Origin of the sequence: Streptomyces durocortorensis (assembly GCF_016901035.1) — a bacterium.
Taxonomy (GTDB): domain Bacteria; phylum Actinomycetota; class Actinomycetes; order Streptomycetales; family Streptomycetaceae; genus Streptomyces; species Streptomyces durocortorensis.
Window position 1 is genome coordinate 6,210 of the sequence record NZ_JAFEUF010000270.1, and the last position, 2,061, is coordinate 8,270.

Genomic DNA, 2,061 nt, shown 5'->3' on the forward strand with positions numbered 1-2,061 from the left:
CGCCGCCCCCCGCCCGCCCCCCCCCCGCCCCCCCCGCCGCCGCCCCCCCCCGCCCCCCCCCCCCCCCCCCCCCCCCGCCCCCCCGCCCCCCCCCCCCCCCCCCCCCCCCCGCCCCCCCCCCCCCGCCCGCGCCCCCCCCCCGCCTTTCGGCCTCCGGCCTCTCTCCCAGGGAGGCCGGAGGCCCGGAGGCGTCAATCCGAAGGGGTCGGCCGCACGACCGGCGGGCCCTCGCGGATCCGGGAGGCGAGGACGGCGATGTCGTCCTCCGCGTCCTCGCCGAACCGGTCCAGCACCTGGTCCAGCAGGTCATCCAGATGACCGCCCCGCGGCAGGGTCAGCGAGGCCAGCCGCTGCACGGACACGTCGATGTCCTCGCCCCTGCGCTCGACCAGCCCGTCGGTGTACATGAACAGCACCGTCCCCGGGCCGCAGGGCACGGACGCGGTCCGGTACCCGCCGAACCCGGTGCCGAGCGGCGGCCCCACCGGCACCGGCACGACCCGGGCCCCGGCCGCGCCCGGGTCGATGAAGACCGGGGGCAGATGGCCGGCGCTGGCCACCTCGCACACCCCGCCGAACCGGTCGACGACGGCGAGCAGACAGGTCGCCGCCCGGTCCAGGCCCGACCGCTCCACCATGGTGTCGAGCTGCTCCAGGATCCGGTGCGGCGGCAGGTCCTCCCCCGCCAGCAGCCGCAGCAGCGAGCGGTACTGGCTCATGGCGACGGCCGCCTCCACCCCGTGCCCCATCACGTCGCCCATCGCCTTGAGGTGCCGGCCGTCCTGGAGCGGTACGACGTCGAACCAGTCGCCGCCGACCAGGACGCCCTCGTCGGCGGGGAGGTAGCGGGTGGCGATCTCCACGTGCGGGTGGGGCCCCCGGGGCTCGGAGAGCAGGGAGCGCTGGAGTTCGCGGGCGATGCTGTGCTCGTGGTCGTAGCGGCGGGCGTGGTCGAGGTCGACGGCGGCCCGGACGGCGAGTTCGCGGGCGACGGCCACGTCCTGGTCGCCGAAGGCGGGGGAACCCTCGGCCCGGACGAGGCTGAGGGTGCCGAGCAGCCGGTTCCGGGCCATGAGCGGGACGACGAGCGCCTGGCGCAGCCCGAGCGCCCGGGAGGCGGCTATCCGGTCCGAGGTGAGGGAGCTGCGCTCCTGGCCGTGGCCCTCCCAGTCGTCGAGGACCGGTTCGTTCTCCGCCAGGCAGCGGGTCACCGCGGAGTCCGGCGCGAAGTCGACGTACTCCCCGGGATGGCCGAACCGCTGCACCTGCTCGTCGAGGTCGCCGTCACCGCGCAGCGCGGCCCGCCGGAGCCGTACGACGCCGGGGGCCGGGCGGCGTACGGAGTGACCCACCTCGGGTGGGAACACGTCGACCGCCGCGACGTCGGCGAAGTCGGGCACCACGAAGTCGGTCAGCTCCCGGCAGGTGGTGTCCATGTCGAGCGTCGTACCGATCCGGACGGCGGCGGTGGAGAGCAGGGCGACGTGACCGCGGGCCTGCTCCAGCTCCTCGCGCTGCCGGGTGAGGTCGGTGATCTCGACGACGATCGCCATCAGCCCGCAGCCCTCCCCGTTCGCGTCGAGCCGGTGGTAGGTGGCGCGCCAGAACCGCTGGTCGGCGTCGGCGGGCGCCCAGGTCTGCCCCTGAATCGTCTCCTCGCGGGGCTCGCCGTCCGCCAGGACGGCGCGCAGGGCGGCGGCCTGGCCGCGCAGCTCGGGCAGGACCTGGGAGAACGTCCGCCCGATGTGGGAGTCGGCAGGGAGGCCGTTGAGGCGTTCGAGGGCCGGGTTGACGTAGGTGTAGCGAAGATCGTGGTCGAGCACCGCGACGGCGGCCGGATTGCCGTCGAACAGGGCCGCGACGGTCTTCGGGTCGAAGAACGACGGCATGCCGTCGTCGCACGTGTCGGCCTGCAAAAGCCTGCCTCCCGCCGTTCGTCGGCTCCCGAGCCTCCATCGTCGGCCGCCCCTTCCCGTACCGCATCCGCAGGGCGCGGCCGGCGGGGGGGGGGGCGCGGGCGGCGGGGGGGGGGCGCCCACAGGGCCCGGACAGCCGGCAGCC

The 2,061-nt window shown here is 76.4% G+C and carries 1 protein-coding gene; it reads right to left on the reverse strand.

Going from position 1 to position 2,061, the window contains the following annotated elements; all coding sequences use genetic code 11:
* Positions 1-191: 191 nt before the first annotated feature.
* The gene (locus JS521_RS30880; protein WP_205086228.1) at positions 192-1,889 is read right to left on the reverse strand and encodes a SpoIIE family protein phosphatase; all 1,698 of its coding nucleotides are present in this window, start codon (positions 1,887-1,889) and stop codon (positions 192-194) included.
* Positions 1,890-2,061: the final 172 nt, after the last annotated feature.